The organism is Oryzisolibacter sp. LB2S, from assembly GCF_040732315.1.
GTDB lineage: Bacteria > Pseudomonadota > Gammaproteobacteria > Burkholderiales > Burkholderiaceae_C > Alicycliphilus > Alicycliphilus soli.
This window is the reverse complement of record NZ_CP160388.1, coordinates 3,237,948-3,255,483: the sequence shown is the minus strand read 5'-3', so window position 1 is coordinate 3,255,483 and position 17,536 is coordinate 3,237,948. Positions and strand designations below refer to the sequence as shown.

Annotated in this window: 14 protein-coding genes; 12 read left to right on the top strand and 2 right to left on the bottom strand. The window is 60.3% G+C overall.

The annotated features are described in order from the left end of the window. Positions 1 to 12 precede the first annotated feature (12 nt). The 9 genes from ABUE11_RS15350 (at position 13) to ABUE11_RS15310 (ending at position 11,181) form a co-directional block, all read left to right on the top strand. Entirely contained in the window at positions 13 to 1,230 is a 1,218-nt protein-coding gene (locus ABUE11_RS15350) for a TIGR04063 family PEP-CTERM/XrtA system glycosyltransferase (protein WP_367066213.1), read from the top strand. Beyond that, the gene (wecB, locus tag ABUE11_RS15345; RefSeq protein ID WP_367066212.1) at positions 1,227 to 2,354 is read left to right on the top strand and encodes a UDP-N-acetylglucosamine 2-epimerase (non-hydrolyzing); all 1,128 of its coding nucleotides are present in this window, start codon (positions 1,227 to 1,229) and stop codon (positions 2,352 to 2,354) included. Before ABUE11_RS15350 ends, wecB begins: the two co-directional genes overlap by 4 nt. A 13-nt stretch (positions 2,355 to 2,367) precedes the next feature. Continuing rightward, complete coding sequence (wecC, locus tag ABUE11_RS15340) at positions 2,368 to 3,588, top strand: UDP-N-acetyl-D-mannosamine dehydrogenase (protein ID WP_367066210.1); 1,221 nt, start codon at positions 2,368 to 2,370, stop codon at positions 3,586 to 3,588. Positions 3,589 to 3,636: 48 nt separating this feature from the next. Continuing rightward, positions 3,637 to 4,818, top strand: coding sequence for a glycosyltransferase family 4 protein (locus ABUE11_RS15335; RefSeq protein ID WP_367066209.1), 1,182 nt, complete (start codon positions 3,637 to 3,639; stop codon positions 4,816 to 4,818). Continuing rightward, positions 4,805 to 6,415 carry a glycosyltransferase family 39 protein gene (locus ABUE11_RS15330; protein ID WP_367066207.1) on the top strand — a complete coding sequence of 537 codons (1,611 nt, stop codon included), beginning with the start codon at positions 4,805 to 4,807 and terminating at the stop codon, positions 6,413 to 6,415. The genes ABUE11_RS15335 and ABUE11_RS15330 overlap by 14 nt, the downstream gene beginning before the upstream one ends. A gap of 188 nt (positions 6,416 to 6,603) precedes the next feature. After that, positions 6,604 to 7,935 carry a putative O-glycosylation ligase, exosortase A system-associated gene (locus ABUE11_RS15325; RefSeq protein WP_367066206.1) on the top strand — a complete coding sequence of 444 codons (1,332 nt, stop codon included), beginning with the start codon at positions 6,604 to 6,606 and terminating at the stop codon, positions 7,933 to 7,935. Continuing rightward, a complete protein-coding gene (locus ABUE11_RS15320; protein ID WP_367066204.1) occupies positions 7,932 to 8,894 on the top strand; it encodes a polysaccharide deacetylase family protein in 963 nt (320 codons plus the stop codon). Before ABUE11_RS15325 ends, ABUE11_RS15320 begins: the two co-directional genes overlap by 4 nt. Then, complete coding sequence (locus tag ABUE11_RS15315) at positions 8,891 to 9,919, top strand: polysaccharide deacetylase family protein (protein WP_367066203.1); 1,029 nt, start codon at positions 8,891 to 8,893, stop codon at positions 9,917 to 9,919. The genes ABUE11_RS15320 and ABUE11_RS15315 overlap by 4 nt, the downstream gene beginning before the upstream one ends. A 227-nt stretch (positions 9,920 to 10,146) precedes the next feature. Continuing rightward, complete coding sequence (locus tag ABUE11_RS15310; protein WP_367066201.1) at positions 10,147 to 11,181, top strand: GNAT family N-acetyltransferase; 1,035 nt, start codon at positions 10,147 to 10,149, stop codon at positions 11,179 to 11,181. Here the strand turns inward: ABUE11_RS15310 and ABUE11_RS15305 are convergent, their stop codons facing one another. Both ABUE11_RS15305 and ABUE11_RS15300 read right to left on the bottom strand, forming a co-directional pair. Next, positions 11,182 to 12,132, bottom strand: a complete 951-nt coding sequence (locus ABUE11_RS15305; protein ID WP_367066199.1) for a glycosyltransferase — start codon at positions 12,130 to 12,132, stop codon at positions 11,182 to 11,184. Positions 12,133 to 12,223: 91 nt separating this feature from the next. Continuing rightward, positions 12,224 to 13,672 carry an oligosaccharide flippase family protein gene (locus ABUE11_RS15300; RefSeq protein ID WP_367066198.1) on the bottom strand — a complete coding sequence of 483 codons (1,449 nt, stop codon included), beginning with the start codon at positions 13,670 to 13,672 and terminating at the stop codon, positions 12,224 to 12,226. A 146-nt stretch (positions 13,673 to 13,818) separates the two neighbouring features. On the opposite strand from ABUE11_RS15300, the gene tviB reads away from it, so the two are divergent. From tviB to ABUE11_RS15285, 3 genes are read left to right on the top strand one after another with little or no spacing between them, the layout of a single operon-like run. Then, complete coding sequence (tviB, locus tag ABUE11_RS15295; RefSeq protein WP_367066196.1) at positions 13,819 to 15,096, top strand: Vi polysaccharide biosynthesis UDP-N-acetylglucosamine C-6 dehydrogenase TviB; 1,278 nt, start codon at positions 13,819 to 13,821, stop codon at positions 15,094 to 15,096. A gap of 2 nt (positions 15,097 to 15,098) precedes the next feature. Then, positions 15,099 to 16,172, top strand: coding sequence for an NAD-dependent epimerase/dehydratase family protein (locus ABUE11_RS15290; protein ID WP_367066195.1), 1,074 nt, complete (start codon positions 15,099 to 15,101; stop codon positions 16,170 to 16,172). A gap of 24 nt (positions 16,173 to 16,196) precedes the next feature. Then, positions 16,197 to 17,429 carry a polysaccharide pyruvyl transferase family protein gene (locus tag ABUE11_RS15285; RefSeq protein WP_367066194.1) on the top strand — a complete coding sequence of 411 codons (1,233 nt, stop codon included), beginning with the start codon at positions 16,197 to 16,199 and terminating at the stop codon, positions 17,427 to 17,429. The last annotated feature ends 107 nt before the right edge of the window (positions 17,430 to 17,536 follow it).

The following is a 17,536-nucleotide window of genomic DNA, read 5'->3' as shown; positions in this document are numbered from 1 at the left end:
TCATGTCGATGTATGCGAATCCTTCACGTTCTTGATCATTCCATACCGCTGCACAGCGGTTACACGTTTCGCACCGCCGCCCTGCTGCGCGAGCAGCGGGCCCTGGGCTGGGAGACCTTTCACCTCACTTCGCCCAAGCAGGGGCCGACCGATGCGGCGCTGCAGACGGTGGACGACCTCAGCTTCTATCGCACGCCGGTTGCTCAGGGTGCGCTCGCCGGCCTGCCCGTTGTCGGGCAATGGCAGCTCATGGGGCAACTGGCGCGCCGGCTGCGCGAGGTGGCCAAGGAGGTACGGCCGGACATCATCCACGCCCATTCGCCCGTGCTCAATGCGTTGCCCGCCATACGCGTGGGGCGTGAGCTGGGTATTCCCGTGGTGTATGAGATCCGTGCGTTCTGGGAAGACGCTGCGGTCGATCATGGCACGACGAGCGAAGGCAGCCTGCGCTACCGCTTGACGCGCGCGCTCGAAACCCGCGCCATCCGCAGCGCCGACCATGTGTTCACGATCTGCGAGGGCTTGCGTTCCGACATCGCCGGCCGCGGTATCGATGCGGCCAAGGTGACGGTCATCCCCAATGCCGTGGACACGCAGAGCTTTCAGGCATCGCAGGCACCCGACCCGGCGCTCAAGCATTCGCTGGCGCTCGATGGCAAGGTGGTTTTGGGATTCGTCGGGTCGTTCTACGCCTACGAGGGGCTCGACCTGCTCGTGGATGCCCTTCCCGCAATCCTGCAGGCCAACCCGAACGTTGCGCTGCTGCTTGTGGGCGGTGGGCCGGAGGAGGCCCGCCTGCGTGAGCAGGTCGCGCGCCAGGGGCTGCAAGCCCATGTGGTGTTCTCCGGCCGTGTGCCGCACAAGGATGTCAGCCGCTACTACGACCTCATCGATGTGCTGGCCTACCCGCGCCACTCCATGCGGCTGACCGAACTGGTCACGCCGCTCAAGCCGCTCGAGGCCATGGCCCAGCACAAGCTATTTGTGGCGTCTTCCGTGGGCGGTCACCGCGAGCTGGTCGAGCACATGAAGACCGGCGTGCTTTTCAAGGCCGACGACAGGCAGGCGCTGACGCAGGCGGTGCTGGACCTGCTCGCGCGCCCGCAGATCTGGCCGCAGCTCAAGGCCAACGGGCGGGCGTTTGTCGAGTCCGTGCGCAATTGGCGCAACAGCGTGGCCAACTACAAACCCGTCTATGAACGGATCACCCGGTCGGAGGTGCGTGCATGAAGGTGATGGTGGTATTTGGCACGCGGCCCGAGGCCATCAAGATGGCCCCCCTGGTCAAGGCCCTGCAGCGTGCAGCCCCGGCCATTCAGACCGTGGTGTGCGTGACTGCCCAGCATCGCGAAATGCTGGACCAGGTGCTGCGGCTCTTCGACATCCAGCCCGAGCATGACCTGAACATCATGCAGCCGGGGCAGGACCTGTTCGACATCACCGCCAACATCATCACCGGCCTCAAACCCGTGCTGGCGGCAGAGCGGCCCGATCTGGTGCTGGTTCATGGCGACACCTCCACCACGCTGGCGGCCAGCCTGGCCGCCTACTACATGCGCGCCAAGGTCGGGCATGTGGAGGCTGGTCTGCGCACCGGCGACAAGTGGGCGCCCTTCCCTGAGGAGATGAACCGCCGCATCACGGGCGCCGTGGCCGACATCCACTTTGCGCCCACAGCGGCTGCCAGGGTCAATCTGCTGCGCGAGGGCGTGAGCGAGGGTGATATCCATGTCACCGGCAACACCGTGATCGATGCGCTGCTGGACGTGGTGGGCAAGCTGCGCGAGGACGGCGAGTCACGCAGGCGCCTGGATGAGCAGTTTTCCTTTCTCAACCCTCGCCGCCGCCTGGTGCTGGTGACGGGCCACAGACGGGAAAACTTTGGCGAAGGCTTCCAGAACATCTGTCATGCGTTGGCCGACATCGCCTCGGGCCACCCCGATGTGGACGTGCTCTACCCCGTGCACCTCAATCCCAACGTGCGCCAACCGGTGCGTGACATCCTGGCCGCGCGCCGGTTGGACAACGTGCATCTGATCGACCCCGTGGACTATCTGCCCTTTGTCTACCTGATGGACAGGTCGCACCTCATCATCACCGACTCGGGTGGCGTGCAGGAAGAGGCGCCATCCCTGGGCAAGCCGGTGCTCGTCATGCGCAACACCACCGAGCGACCCGAGGCCGTCGAGGCCGGCACCGTGCGCCTGGTGGGCACGGACAGGGACAAGCTGGTCCATGAAACACACCACCTTCTGACCGACGCACAGGCCTATGCCGCCATGGCACAGGCGCACAACCCCTATGGCGATGGCAAGGCCGTGCAGCGCATCGTTACCACTTTGTTAGACATGTAAAAAGAGGGCCGTCATGGCGCGTGAACTGCAAAAAATCATCGTGATGGGCCTGGGCTATATCGGCCTGCCCACGGCATCCATGCTGGCCACCAAGGGCCATCAGGTTCTGGGGGTGGACGTCAACGCCCGGGCCGTTGACACCATCAACTCCGGCCGCATCCATATCGTCGAACCAGACCTCGACATCCTGGTGAAGTCTGCGGTCAACAGCGGCAACCTCAAGGCGTCCATGACGCCGGAGGAGGGTGACACTTTCATCCTGGCCGTGCCCACGCCCTTCAAGGAAGTCGATGGCAACCCCAAGGCTCCCGATCTGGCCTATGTGGAAGCAGCCACGCGCGCCATTGCGCCCTACCTGCGCGAGGACAACCTGGTCATCCTCGAGTCCACCTCGCCCGTGGGTACGACCGAACGGGTGCAGGAGATCATCGACGCCATGCGGCCCGAATTGGCCGGCAGGGTGCACACCGCACATTGCCCCGAGCGGGTATTGCCCGGGCAGATCCTGCGCGAGCTCGTGGACAACGACCGCATCATCGGTGGCACGACCAAGACCGCGGCCGCCAAGGCCAAGGCCTTGTACAAGACCTTCTGCAATGGCTCCATTCTGGAGACGGACAGCCGAACGGCAGAGATGTCCAAGCTGGTCGAGAACTCGTTTCGCGACGTCAATATCGCTTTTGCCAACGAGCTGTCGGTGGTGTGCGATCGGCTGGGCATCAATGTCTGGGAAACCATCGCCCTGGCCAACCGCCACCCGCGTGTCAACATCCTCCAGCCGGGCCCCGGCGTTGGCGGGCACTGCATCGCCGTGGATCCGTGGTTCATCGTGGCCAGTGCGCCTGCCGAATCGCGCCTGATCCGCACCGCGCGGGAGGTCAATGACGCCAAGCCCGATTGGGTGATCGCCAAGGTCAGGGCCAAGGCGGCGCGCTTTCATGAGCCGGTGATTGGCTGCCTGGGCCTGACCTTCAAGGCCAACATCGATGACATGCGCGAATCTCCGTCCATGGACATCGTCGAACAGTTGCACGCGTCGGGCATCGGAAAAATCATGGCCTGCGACCCGAACGTGCACAAGGAGAAGTCGCCCTTTCCCTTGTACGACTTGAAGAGCGTGATCAAGGAGGCGGACATTCTCGTGCTGCTGGTCGACCACGACGAGTTCAAGGACATCGACCCCCAGGTCATCAAGGACAAGGTGGTCATAGACACCAAGGGCGTGCTGCGGTGAGCGGCGTCCTGGCAATGACGTCCGGGCAAGCCTGATTCGGGAGTGACCGTGAGGATTCTGCTCTTCTCGACCCTGTACCCCAGTTCGGTGCGGCCCATCCACGGCATTTTTGTGGAGACGCGCCTGCGCGAGCTGCTCAAGACGGGTGAGGTGCAGGCCAAGGTCGTGGCTCCGGTGCCATGGTTTCCCTCGACAGCCAGCCGTTTTGGCAGCTATGCCAAGTTTGCGGCGACACCGCGCATGGAGCAGCGCAACGGGGTCGAGGTACATCACCCGCGCTATCTTCTGCTGCCCAAGATAGGCATGACCATGGCGCCATATGCGATGGCATTGGGCGCACTGTCGACGATACGCAGGCTGCAGCACGAGGGTTTTGACTTCGATCTGATCGACGCCCACTACTACTACCCCGATGGCGTGGCGGCGTCCCTGCTGTCCAAGTGGCTGGGCAAGCCCTTTGTCGTGACCGCGCGTGGCTCCGACCTGAACCTCATTTCCCAGTACGCGATACCGCGCAGGCTGATACTGCAGGCGGCCGACCATGCCGCCGCTTCAATCGGCGTCTGCCAAGCACTCATGACCAAGTTGGCTGAGCTCGGGGGAAACCAGGCCAAGCTCAACGTTCTGCGCAACGGCGTGGACCTGGAGCGCTTTGTGCCTGTGGATCGCCGTGAGGCGCGATGCCGACTGGGCTTGGCGCCCGATGGGCGCTACCTGCTCATGGTGGGCAACCTGGTTGAGCTCAAGGGCCATCGCATCGCCATCGAAGCCCTTGCGCAGTTGCCCGATGTGACCCTGCTCGTTGTCGGCGCAGGTGCCGAACAGGCAGGCCTGAAGGCATTGGCGCAGCAGCTTGGTGTGACCGATCGCGTGCATTGGGCAGGGGTGGTGCCGCAGAGCGAACTCAAGTGGTGGTACAGCGCCGCCGATGTCATGGCCTTGTGCAGCAGCCGCGAAGGCTGGCCCAACGTGCTGCTGGAGGCCATGGCCTGTGGCACGCCCGTGGTCAGTACCAATGTCTCGGGCACGCCAGACATCGTGACCGCGCCCGCTGCGGGGCTGCTGATGGAGCGTCGTGACGCCGCTGCGCTGGTGGCTGCTTGGCTGCATTTGCAGGCATCGCAGCCGAGCCGCGATGCCACCCGATCTCATGCAGAGGCCTTCTCCTGGGAAGCGACGACACAGGGCCAGCTGCGGCTGTTCCGGAGGGTGGTTGATGCTCGAACCTGAGACGCAAGACATTGATGCACGCGAGCGCCTGCTTGTCTGGTTGTTGACGTTTGCCTGCGTGGCATTGCTGTTCCTCCAGGCGCCGCACGGTGGAGATTTCTACTGGAGTGACTCGCCGCGTCACGCGCTCAACGGTGTGTTTGTCATGGACCTGATCAAGGCCATGCCGCTGGATGATCCTGCGGGATACGCCTATCGCTACTACGCACAGTATCCGGCGCTCACCATCCTGTTCTATCCGCCGCTGTTCTATGCCATCAGTGCGCCGTTCTATGCGGTGTTTGGCGTGTCGCAGGAGACGGCATTGCTGGTGGTGGCGCTGCACTACCTGGCGCTCGGCCTGGGATGCTGGCGCCTGGCGCGGTTCTGGCTGCCTGCTGTGCCATCCATGGCCTTTGCCGTGTTGGTGATGTGGTTGCCGGAAGTGGCCTTCTGGGGGCGGCAGGTCATGCTGGAGGTGCCGGCGTTCGCCTTCCTGGTGTGGAGCGCCGTGGCCGTGATGGCCTATCTGCGCGGCGGTCATGTGAAATGGCTGTATCTGGGCGCCGCGCTGCTCGTGCTGGCCATGTATACCAAGATCAGCGTGGGCTACATGGGCCTGGTCTATGCGGCCCTGCTGGTGCGGCAACAGGGTTGGGCCATCTTGCGCAACCGCCACCATTGGTGGGTGGCGGTTCTGGCCGTTGCTGGGCTGGTGCCCCTGGCCATCATCACCGTCAAGTTTGGTCAGGCCAATGTGCAGTCCGCCACGGGGATTGCAGACGCCGTGGCATCGCGCGCGAGCTGGCAGGGTTGGGTTTGGTACCTGCGACAGATTCCCTCGCAGGTGGGGTGGCCCCTGGCGCTGACGGGTGCTGCGGGGGCCATGCTGGCCGCGCGGCGGCGGGCACCCCGGCTGGGCCTGTGGGTTTGGAGCTTCGTGGCGGGCTACCTGTTCTTTTCTGCCATTGACCTCAAGGAAGCGCGCCACAGCGTCTTCCTGCTGCCGTCGGTGGTGTTCTTTGCTGTCTATCTGTTGCTGGAACTGCTGCCGCGGCGCATGGCGAACGGGGCGCTGCTGCTGCTGGTGCTGACCACCGTGGGGCTGACCGTGTGGACGCGTCCCGTCTTCTACGTGCAAGGCTACGCCCAGGCGGTCGCAGAGGTGGCTCGCCTGGCGCCGAAGGACAGCGCGGTCATGTTTTCTGGCTACCGCGACGGCTCCTTCGTGTTCAACATGCGCGCGCGAGAGGACCGGCGCGATCTTCATGTACTGCGTGCGGACAAGCTGCTGCTGGGCGTGTCCGTGCGGCGTGAACTGGGCGTCGAGCAGAAAGGCTTGTCCGAAGGCGAGATTTCCGAGGCCCTCAACGCCAGCGGTGTGCACTACGTTGTGATGCAACCGGGCTTCTGGACCGATCTGGAGGCCATGCGGCGTTTTGAACGCGTGATCGGCAGCGCCCAGTTTGAAGAAGTGGGGCGCATTGCGACCCCGGCCAACTTTCCGGCGCACGAGTCGCAACTGGTGATATATCGCAACAATGGGATGGTATCCGAGCGGTCAAGGGGTTCGGATATTGAGCTGAAAATCATCAATCGACGGATATCTGTTGACTGAAGGCGAACAAGGAGTCATCGGGGATGGAGGCGCTCATTCTGCTGTTTGATATGGGATTTATGTGGTATCTGTGTTGGCGCTTGTCTCGTGGGCGGGAAGGGCGAGAGGTTGATCTAGGAGTTCTTGGATACAAGAGCAGTGACAAAGCATCTTGATTGGGGTGTTGTTGCCAAGTATTAAGAAACATCATGCGTGATCTGGCCTTTGCCCTAATGGTCCTTGCCGTATTGCCACTGGCTTTTGTGCGCCCGCTCAATGCCTACCTCATGTGGGGTTGGACTGCAATGCTGGCGCCGACCACTTATTTTTACGGTTTTATGGTGGGCGCTCGGGTTAATTTCCTGTTTGCAATTCTCACCTTGGTGCTGCTTCTGTTGGGGCGCGTGCAGTGGCGCGCTTACCAGGGCAATCCAGTGACCTGGCTCTATGTGTTGTTTGCGTTCCATGCAACCTTGGCATTTTGGTTTGGCTATGCTGGCAATCCCCACGACGCACAGTACTATGAGTTTCTGGTGAAAGGGCTTTTGTTTGCCGTGGTCATGCCCTACTTCGTGCGGGAGCGAGTGCATTTTCATGCGATGTTCATCGTCATTGCTCTGGGGTTAGGTATTCATGGTGTGCTCAATGGACTCAAAAGCATTGCTTCGGCGGGCGGGCACCTTATGGAGGGGCCCACGGGAACGATGCTGGACGACCGCAACCATCTTTCGACAGCATTGGCCTTGGTGTTACCGCTGCTTCTATACCTCCACACCTATGCTGCCAATCGTGTACTGCGCTTGGGCTACCTTGGTGCCTTCTGTGTGATAGTGCTGGCCATTCTTGCCGGTGGTTCGCGTGGGGGATTTGTTGCCGTGTCCGTGGTAGGGGTGTGGCTGATTCTTACGACCAGGCGCAAGGGGTTGGCGCTGGTCCTGGTCGCTGCGGCGGTCGTTGGCTTTTGGGCCTTGGCGCCAGAGAGTATTCTGGAACGGATGTCTACCATCAAGGAGGCGGATGATGACAGTTCTTTCATGGGGCGAGTGTTCGCGTGGCGGGTAAGTTCGGCTATCGCGTTATCCAATCCAGTCTTTGGCGGAGGTTTCCATGCTGTGCAGGTTCAGTCGATCTGGGACAGTTTCAAGGAATCGTCAGGCTTGCTGGGGTTCTTGGACTTGCCCGTTCCCACGTTCCGCGCGAAGGCGGCGCACAGCATTTATTTTGAGGTGATGGGTGATCTGGGTTTTGTGGGTTTGGGAATATTTTTGTGCATTGTCCTGAGGCCGTTCTCGAGTAGGCGCACCATAAAACGGGCCGTTGCCAAGCTAGGTGCGCCGTATCAATGGGCCGGTGATATGGCCGACATGCTCATGCTATCGGTGCTTGCATATCTGGTTGGCGGTGCGACTGTCAGCCTAGGGTACTATGAGGTGATCTACATGATCGTGATGCTCATGGAACTGCTGCGTGTGTATGCAACCCGGGCTCTTGCAGGCCAGGGCCATCAAGCCGTGAAACTGGCGAGGGAGTGCTCTTCATGATCTCGACGCTCATGGTTCGGTCGTTGTCGAGAGGCAAGCTATCGGTATTTCTGTTTCACAAGGTGCCTCGACAATGTGATCCGTTGGTTCCGGCAGATGTTGACCTGATGCGGTTTGAGCATCTGCTTGATCACATGTGCTCGCAGTTTGAGGTGCTTCCGCTCGAGGATGCCGTGGATTGCCTGCACACCGATCGTCTTCCACCGTGTGCAGCGTGCATTACCTTCGATGATGGCTACCCGGACTGGTTGATCGGTGCAGCACCAGCGCTCAGAAAGCGCAATCTGCACGCCACGTTCTTTATCACCTCGGGCCAGTTTGCTGGTGTGCCTCTGTGGCACGAACGAATTCTGGCGGCCGTGCGCCGCCTGCCCGGACCGGTGTTCGACCTGGGGTTTCCATTCCTGCCGGCTCAATCGCTGGCGGGCCTTGATGATCGGCGCCGCCAGGTGCAGCGGTTGGAGCACGAATTGAAGTACCTCACCCTCCATCGGCGCGAGCAAATCTTGCTGCAGTTGGAGGCTGCGGCCGGTGTTCAGGCGGCAGATGTTCCGGTGATGAGCGAGGCGCAATTGCGCGATCTGCACAGCCAGGGTTTTGGCATTGGTGCCCACACCATCTTGCACCCCATCCTCGATTACTGCAGTCCCGAAGAGGTGGAGCGCGAGATTGGTGGTGTCCGCGAGCATCTGCAGGGCATTGTTGGGGGGCAGGTGAACGGTTTCGCCTATCCCAATGGCCGGCCGTATGCCGATTTTTCTCGCCTGCACGTCGATGCCGTGAAGCGCGCGGGCTACCGCTACGCCGTCACCACGCATTGGGGCGTGGCCGACGCGGCGACCTCCCCATTTCAGATACCACGTTTCACGCCCTGGGCCGAACGCGATTGGCACATGACCTATCAACTGGTGCGCAATCTGATGACGGCGCCGGTGCAGGTGCCCGAGGTGGCTGCATGAATGTGCCTGCCGTCTTGAAGGACGTTCTGCGCACTGTCTTGTATCGCAGTGGTGTGCTGGGAGCCTGGCACCGTTGGCGCAATCGGCACGCGCTCACGGTACTCATGTTCCATCGGGTGCTGCCGGCCGATGACCCTGTGTTCGCCTTGGCCGAGAGGGAATTCACCTTTACCGTCGATGGCTTTCGGCGCACCTTGGATTTCGTGCAGCGCCACTACTCGGTGGTCGGCCTCGATGATCTGCAGGCAGCCTTCCTGGCACAGCGGCCATTGCCCCCAAACCCTGTATTGATCACCTTTGATGATGGCTGGCGTGACACGCTGACCCATGCGGCCCCGGAATTGGAGCGGCGCGGCCTGCCCTCTGTGCTGTTTCTGGCCAGTGAGGTGGTGGAGCTCGAAGCTCCGCGCTGGTGGCAGGATGCCCTGGTCGCCGCATTGCAGGAGCCTGGGGCGCCTGCACGACTGTGCGCAGCGGCGGGCTGGGCCGAACCTCCCAAGGCAAGCATCACTCAGGCCCTGGCGGCGCATCTGGCCGCCATGCCCGAGGTGGCGCGCAGGGTGTGGCTGGACCGGCATGCGCCAGGTGTTCTTGAGCAGCTGACCCAGCGGCAGATGGTGACGTTGTCCGAACTGAAGGCTCTGTCGGCGGAGGCTGGGCGTCTTGCCATCGGCGGGCATGGCCACACCCATGCGCCCTTGACCTTGTCTTCTGCCCCTGAAGCCGAATTACAGGCAAGCCAGCGCATGCTGGACGGGTTGAGCCAGCCTGTGCGCAGCATGTCCTTTCCCCACGGCGCCCGCTCCCGCGCGCTGGAGGACATGGCGCGCAGTTGCGGGTTTGGCTGGATATTCACGAGCGAGGCTGTCTTGACGAACGTATCGAAATGGCCGAGTCCCGTACCAGCGCTGGGGCGCATTCATGTCCCTGAAAACTCCGGGACCTGCAGCAGGGGGCGCATTGACCCGTCCCGCCTGGCCACCTTTCTGTTCCTTCGGACGGTTCGATCGTTACATCGACCGTGAGCGGCACTTGCAAATACTCGTTTATTTATAGCGTTTGTCGCTTGTATTGCAAGTGCTGGAGCCTGATTTGATCGGATATCCGATAGGGCTTGAACAGCACCTGGGCAACTGAGACCACGCCATTTCGGCAGAAGCCGCAATCCAGCGTTCTTGTGCACGTTTCCCCAGAGGGCTGTGCAAGAAAAGGCTGCTGTGCCACTGACGAATTACTTTCTTGATAGGTATCTATGAGTCGCGAACGCCTGCGCATCCAGTGCAAGCCATTTGGCAAATTGACCCCAGCCGAGCGCAGTGGCTGGGAACAGTTGCTTGAGGAGGGCTGCGCACGCTGGGCCTTTCTGTCCCTCGCATATGCCGAGGCCGTGAACGCGACCATTGGGCCGGTGGATGTCTTGCTGTGCTGGCGTAATGATCGACTGGTGGCCGTGATGCCCATTCAACGTGTGTCTGGATGGATAGGGCGGCTCGGATTGCGTGAGCCCGTAGGGCGCGAGATGAGTGACTACTTTGGCCTCCTGGCATATGCCGATGTCCAGGTGGACTGGGCAGCTTTGCTGGGTGCGGCTGGCATACCTTGTCTGCGCTTCTCCCACCTCGATGAAACCCAGGCGGCCCATGGGTTGACGGGAAGGGATCCCCGCAAGGGCTTGCGCACGCGTATCCACGCCGATGGTGGTGATGCCCATTGGGCCTGGCTGCGCACCCAGGACAAGAAGCTGGTCAGCGACACCGAGCGGCGCGAACGCAAACTCGTTGCCGAGCATGGTCCGCTGGAGTTTGAAATGCAGTCAGCCAGGCCGGAGGAGGATCTGCGAACCCTGGTGGCGATGAAGAACGCGCAGTACAAGCGCACGGGCCATGATGGGGGCGCGTTGCTGAATCCGGCCAACGCACGCTTGCTGCAGCGCTTGCTGGCGTCTGACGATCCCCATTGCCGTCCGCGCCTGAGCGTGCTGCGCGCTGGAGGGCAATTCGTCGCGGGCCATTTTGGGTTGCAGTGCGGGCCGCTGCTGCACTACTGGTTTCCCGTTTACGACAATCGGTTCGCGGCCTATTCCCCTGGGCGCATCCTGTACCGGCATATCCTGTCAGGAGCGGGGCGTGAGGGCATTGCCTGCATCGACCGAGGCGAAGGTGACAGCATGGCCAAGCGGGACTTCGCCAACGAAGAGCATCAGTTCTTCAAAGGCATGATCGAGACTGGCCCCAGGGGGCGGGTACTCGGTCTTTTGCAGCGCTTGCGCTGGCGATTCGCGGTCTGACTACGACGCCGCTTGAGCCTGTGCGCGCACAGGCAAATAGGACAACGCGATATAGACCAGGCACCGCAGGGGGCGATGGCGGCGACGCAGCGCCTGCCAGAATGCGGCACGTGCAATGCGCCGGTTGCCTTGCCAGTAATGTGCGTAGGCATGGTCGAAGTAGACGCCGGCCAGACGCTTCTCGAACGCTCTGGCTGTCAGCTTCTGATCGTCCAGGGTACTCAACCCCCAGCGCAGACTCGCCGCGTGCAGCAGATTTGCAAGATGGCTGTCGTTGGATAGCCGGTGCATGGCGCTCGCATTGTGGATGCGGTACAGGGCCACGGCGCCGTTCAGTGAATGCATTGGCGCCACTCTCGAGGCCTTGAGCCAGAAGTCATAGTCCTCGCCCTGCCGCATGGCCTCGTTGAAGCCGCCCACGGCTTCATACACCGATCGCCGCACCACTGCGGTGTTCATGCCTACCAACAGTCCGTCGAGCAGGCGGGTATACAGCCAGCCCGAGCGCTCGGGGTCTGCTTCGGTGTGCTGTGCTGCGTCCTCGATCAGTGTTGACGCGGGCGGAAACTGCCCATCCGGCTGTGCGTTCCATCGAATGAACTTGCCGAACACGACCCCCACTTCAGGGTGCTCGTCAAAGTAGGAGACCTGTGCCTGCAGCTTGCCGGGAAACCAAATGTCATCGGCATCCAGAAAGGCCAGCAAATCGCCACGTGCCTGGGCCATGCCCGTATTGCGTGCGTGGGACACGCCCCTGCCCGTCAGGTGAATGACGCGAATGCGATCATCCTGAAGGGTGTACCGGTCGTAGTCGTCATCCGTGGAGCCGTCGTCGATCAGCAGCAGTTCCAGATCCGTGAACGATTGCTGAAGCACGCTGTCAAGGGCTTCCTGCAGATAGTCCTTGCCATTGCGGACGGGGATGATGACGGATACGCGGGGTGGGTTCATGGGCGTTGTGGGCCTCAGGTCAACAAGGGTTGGGGTTCCTGCCTGGCTCACTTGCGAGCGGCCGGGAGTTCGGTAGCTGTTGGGTCTGCGTTCATCTGCTCTGGCGTCGCTGTACGAAGGCCAGTCGCATCCGCTTCAATTCATCGGCCATGGGGAGTGACAGCGCGAAGCAGCCTGCCAAGAATGTAACTCCCGCCGCGATGCCTGTGAGCACGATGGCGGCCCAGGGTGCAATACCGGAGGGCAGCAACTGTCTGACGCCCAGACCCACAACTCCCACCAGCAGCCCTTGTGCTGCAACGGGGAGCGTGGTTCTGCTCCATGTGGTCCAGCGCAGGCTCAGAAACCGGTGGTGGACCCAGAGGTAGTAGGGCACGCTGAACAACTGGCCCAATGCCATTGCCAGGGCAAACGTATGCAGGGTTCCGTCCATCAGCCACAAGGCGCATGCGATCTTGGCCACCACCAGCATGGCGTAGGGGCCAATGGCCGCATAGGGTTTGCCCACACCAGTCAGCGATGGGGCGCTCAGTGTGAACAGGCTGGCGATGGCATATGACAGGCACAGCCACGGAATGGCCGGCACGGCTTCCAGCCAGGCCTTGCCGTAGAGCAGGGCCACAATGTCATGTGCGAGCACGGCAATGGTGGCAAAGGCCGGCAGCATGAGCGCATTGATGAGCGAGCTGGCGCGCAGGTATTCCGCGCCCACGGCCCCGTGCGAGTGATGCACCTTGGCCATGTGCGGCAGGGCAAAGTAGTTCACCGTCGGCAACAACACCGTGCCCGCCATGTTCACGGTGGAGTTGGCCCGGCTGAACAGACCCACGGCAGCCGGACTCATCCAGCGCCCCAGAAGGATGTCGGGCAAGGCGTTGTCGGCCGCCTTGAGCAACGCAGTCAGCAGATTGCCCATGCCGAAGTGAACGATGTCCCGCAGCTGCCGGAAGCCCGGCAACCATGGCAGCGGACGCTCCATCATCCACCGCGCCATGCCACCGGCGACGATGATGTTGATCAGGTTGGCCCACGCCATGGTCATGGCACCAAAACCCTTGAGTGCAAGAATGACCGATGCAACGAAGTACACCACGGTGCCGACCCCGGTCACGTATGCGGTTTTCTCCACCGCCATCTCACGCGACAAGATGGCCGTGGGAATGGCACCGAACGGAATGAATACGAATCCCAGTGCCAGCACCTGCACCACGGGTATCACACTGTCCTGCTGGAAAAAACGGGCCCAATACGAGGCACTCAGATACATCAAGAGTGCGACACTCCAAGAGCTGATCAACAGCACACCCAGTGCGTTGCGCAAAATGTCAGGCGTTAGCTCTTTTTCCCGCTTGATGAATGCGGTAACGCCAAAGTCACGAAATACATGGGCAACGGCGATGAGCACGGCGCTCATCGAAAAGATGCCAATCTCCTCGGGTGAGAGCAGGCGCGCCAGGACGATCGACAGCACGAAATTGGCAACCAGGGCGAGATTGCTGAAGACAAACTGCAGCGCGACTTTTTGACGAACGGAGAGCACGTTGGGGCTGGGTATGGTTCTTCGCCGCACCAAGGGGGCAAGGCCTGCGGTGACGGGATTTGAAGCCCGTCGGATGGAGTGTGCGGAACTCTGGATGCTACTGGCTCTATGATCTATCCGTAGAGTCCTTCTTCAGTTTCCTGTCCATGAATCTCTCAAATGCAACAATCGCCATCATCGGTTTGGGTTACGTGGGTTTGCCGCTCGCTGTCGAGTTTGGCAAACATCGCCCTGTGCTGGGTTTCGACATCAATCCGGCCCGGGTGGCTGAACTGCAGACAGGACGCGACCATACCCTGGAGTGCGGTATCGAGGAGTTGCAGGCTGCGCGCCATTTGCGCTACAGCCATCAAGCCGAGGACTTGAGGGCGTGTCAGGTGTTCATCGTCACGGTCCCCACGCCCGTGGATCCGGCCAATCGACCTGACCTGACGCCCCTCATCAAGGCCAGTCGGACGGTGGGAGCAGCGTTGAAGCCGGGCGACGTCGTGATCTATGAGTCCACTGTGTATCCCGGGGCGACCGAAGAGGTCTGCGTGCCCGAACTCGAACGCACCAGCGGCCTCAAGTTCAACAGGGATTTCTTCTGCGGCTACAGCCCGGAGCGCATCAACCCGGGCGACAAGGACCACCGTCTGCCGAGCATCAAGAAAGTCACCAGCGGCAGCACCCCGGCCGTGGCCGATGCCGTCGATGCCCTGTATGGGCAGATCATCACCGCCGGAACACACAAGGCCAGCAGCATCAAGGTCGCTGAAGCGGCCAAGGTCATCGAGAACACGCAGCGCGACATCAACATCGCGCTGATGAACGAACTCAGCCTGATCTTCGCGCGGCTTGGCATCGACACGCTCGAGGTCCTGCAGGCCGCTGGTACCAAGTGGAACTTCCTGCCTTTCCGTCCCGGCCTGGTCGGCGGGCATTGCATCGGCGTGGATCCCTACTACCTGACGCACAAGGCCCAGGAAGTGGGTTACCACCCCGATGTCATCCTGGCCGGCCGTCGCGTCAACGACAACATGGCCCGTCATGTGGCGGATGCCACCGTCAAGCTCATGCTGCGCAAGGGTATTCCGGTGCTGGGCAGCAAGGTGTTGGTCCTGGGGCTGACCTTCAAGGAAAACTGCCCCGATCTGCGCAATACCAAGGTGGTCGACATCGTACGTACCCTGCAGGGCTACAACACCGAGGTCGACATCTACGACCCCTGGATCGACACGAACGAAGCGCAGCACGAATACGGACTGACTTGCCTGACGGCGATGCCAGAACCGGGCAAGTACGCCGCAGTGATCCTGGCTGTGGGCCATCGTCATTTTGTGGAACTGGGTGTGGCCGGAATCAAGGCGCTGGGCGAACCCAACGCGGTGCTGTTCGACGTCAAGAGCATCCTGCCCATGGGCGCTGCGGATGGGAGGCTGTAAGCATGTTGTCTCGCTATCAGGAGGTGCAGGATCAACTGCGCGGCTCACCCAAGACCTGGCTCATCACCGGGGTGGCGGGCTTCATCGGCAGCAACCTGCTGGAGACTTTGCTCAAGCTGGGGCAGCGCGTGGTGGGGTTGGACAACTTTGCCACAGGGCACCAGCGCAATCTCGACGAAGTGCAATCCCTGGTCACTTCGGCGCAGTGGGCCAACTTCCGTTTCATCGAGGGGGACATCCGCAACCTGGACGATTGCCGTCGGGCCATGGCTTTCCTCCCGTCCGTGCCCGGTGGCGAAGAGGGTGGCGGCGCCATTCCGGTCAACTACGTCCTGCATCAGGCCGCCCTTGGCAGCGTGCCGCGCAGCATCGATGACCCGATCACCACCAACAGTGCCAATATCACCGGCTTCTTGAACATGCTGGTGGCTGCGCGCGATGCCGAGGTTCAGAGCTTCACCTATGCGGCCAGCAGCAGTACCTATGGTGATCACCCGGGCCTGCCCAAGGTCGAGGATGTGATTGGCAAACCTCTGTCGCCCTATGCGGTCACCAAATATGTCAACGAACTGTATGCCGACGTGTTCGCGCGCACCTATGGTTTCCGTTGCATAGGGTTGCGTTATTTCAATGTATTTGGTCCGCGACAGGACCCTGACGGTGCCTATGCCGCGGTCATTCCAAAATGGACTGCGGCCATGATCAAGGATCAAGAGGTCTTTGTGAATGGCGATGGTGAGACCAGTCGCGACTTTTGTTATGTGGCAAATGCGGTTCAGGCGAATATTCTGGCAGCAACTGCGACAGATGTCGGTGCTCTGAATGAGGTGTACAACGTTGCGGTTTCTGGGCGCACCACGTTGAATGTGCTATTTCGTGAAATAGCAGCGGCTCTGCATGAAAATGGTGTTCCCTACACCAGAGGGCCGGTGTACAGGGATTTTCGTAAGGGGGATGTTCGTCATAGCCAGGCGGATGTAAGCAAGGCAAAGAGGCTCCTGGGGTATGTTCCGAGTCATGAGATTCGTGCGGGTATATCTGCCGCCATGCCTTGGTATGTCAAGTTATTGGGCTGAGCGGCGATATTTTCTGGAGTGCTGATGTCGAGAAATCATGTGGTCGGATCTCCGAATCAAGGAGGGTGTGTCGACTGTCGCGATTCTGAAGGTCGCTACATACTCTATGGTGCAGTGGTTGATGTGCCGGACTCTTTCTCCTATGGTGTAAAGCATTCCATTAAGAGGTTTGTTGACAAATCGGCGTTCCGTTTTGGGTATGTCGATCGGATTGATTACCGAAACTATCAGGACGGGCGTGCATACAATCGGGGGGATCATTCGATTATTGTGTCAATGGCGCAACGAATCGGGGCCCTTGATGCGGATGGTCGTATTGTCGCTGTCCAGTGGGGCGGGTTGGAGTCTGCAAAGCTCGAAAGTACAGACAAAGTTTTGATTTGTGGGAGTGGCTATTTTTTTCCGGATGCAATAGGGCGACTTCCTCAGCGGATGTTCTCGGATTTGCGTGCCATTGAGGCTGCTGGGTGCGAGCTTCATTTCATTGGCGCAGGATACAATCGCTTGTTGGCTTGGGAGAGGTCGGGGGCGCGCGGTCTGTCAGTGGAGTCGTGCCACTTGTTAAGGAGGTTGCTTGAAAGAGCCTCGACTATTTCGGTGAGGGATGACAATACAAAAATATTTCTTTCGGGACTGGTAGATAAGAATATAAGTGTGATTGGGGATCCTGCCCTGTTTATCGACTCGCCGATAAGTGTTGCTGATTATTTTGGTGGGGGTGTTCCGTCAAGGATTGGTTTGAATATTCCATTTCATGGTCCGCAGTCAACTGCGTGGGTGAAAAAGAATTTTCGTCAATTCATTGATGCTGTCAGAGAAATTCAAAAACTGACGAAATGTGAGTTTGTCTATTTTGTTCACTACGACTCTGAATTGTTGATTGCCGATATTTTAAGGAGCTATGGGGTTCGGCTTGATGTGGTGAATGCTGTGGCGGATAGGTTGTCTTGTGAGTATGCGAAAATTGACATGCATATTGGGGGGATGCTCCATTCTTGTATTATTGCCGCGGCGGCTGGTGTTCCTTCTGTTGGGCTGGCCTACGATGAGAAACACTTTGGTTTCTTCTCGCTGATGGGGCGGTTCCGATACTGTTTGGATGCAAGGCTATTCAGATCTGAAAAGTTGATTGAGAGAGCTTTGGAGTTGTGGAGGGATCTGCCTGGGGAGAGAAGTCGTATGAATGCAAGGCGGTGTGAGCTGTTCCGTGTTTTCGATTCCACTCTGCGGAAGGTGATGTTTTCGTCGGTGCCGTAACTCTTGATTCTTGATGAATAAGCGTACCTGTCAGTTTTTTTGATGTGTTCTTGTGCTTGAGGGGTGGCCAGTATCGTACTTTCTCCTCTCTCTTGTTAGGGGGCTTA